Source organism: Bacillus sp. P4_D3 (assembly GCF_056401855.1).
This window is the reverse complement of sequence record NZ_JBFUIN010000997.1, coordinates 1-969: the sequence shown is the minus strand read 5'-3', so window position 1 is coordinate 969 and position 969 is coordinate 1. Positions and strand designations below refer to the sequence as shown.

At 39.4% G+C, this 969-nt stretch carries 1 protein-coding gene; it reads left to right on the top strand.

Annotation, left to right across the window (positions count from 1 at the left end):
• Window positions 1-98: 98 nt before the first annotated feature.
• Window positions 99-893, top strand: coding sequence for a formate channel (locus tag AC1DTM_RS28655; RefSeq protein ID WP_477001509.1), 795 nt, complete (start codon window positions 99-101; stop codon window positions 891-893).
• Window positions 894-969: the final 76 nt, after the last annotated feature.

Sequence of the window (969 nt, the reverse complement as noted above, 5' to 3'; positions counted from 1 at the left end):
GAGATATGCAGAGAGATTAAGCAGCATTCAAAAATCCTTACGATGTTAAGGGTTTTTGGTGCTGCTTTTTTTAGATGAGAAAAATGGAGGAATTGGTTATGGCATTTCATAAACCGGAACAAATTGCTGCGCTTGTGATTGAATCCGGTGTTCAAAAGGTAAGGCAACCGCTATCCGCAATGCTTATTCTTGGTTTTTTAGGAGGAGCATTCATTTCGTTAGGATTTTTACTTAATATTCGTGTTCTAGGTAATGTACCGGAGCAATGGGGGAGTTTAGTCAATTTTATAGGAGGAGCAGTTTTTCCTATCGGACTGATGCTCGTTGTGTTAGCAGGAGGAGAATTAATTACGGGAAATATGATGTCGATGTCCATGGCACTTTATGYACGTAAAATCTCATTGAAACATGTGTTAAACAATTGGGCTTGGATTACTTTAACTAATTTCGTAGGTGCGCTTTTCGTCGCGTATTGTTTCGGGCATCTTGGCGGGCTTACAGAGGGAGCGTATTTAGATAAGACGATAGCGATAGCTCAAGATAAGTTACATGAATCTTTCGGGAGAACGTTAATTTTAGCAATTGGTTGTAATTGGCTCGTTTGTCTTGCGCTATGGCTAGCTTACGGAACGAACGATTTGATCGGAAAGATTGTTGGAATTTGGATTCCGATTATGGCATTTGTCGTAATTGGATTTCAGCAAGTGGTAGCGAATATGTTTGTAATTTCAGCCGTTATTTTTGCGGGACACCTTACGTGGATGGACCTTGCGAAAAACTTTGTACCTGTCTTTATTGGAAATGTAATTGGCGGAGCTGGATTTGTTGGATTCGCTTATTTTTCTTGTTATCAGAAACAAAGTGTTATCGAGGAAGATGTGTTGAAAAAATAATCGAATAGGAAGCAAAGTTTTTACATGAAAGGAAGGCTATCTCATGATAGAGCGGTATTCACGACAACAGTTGTTC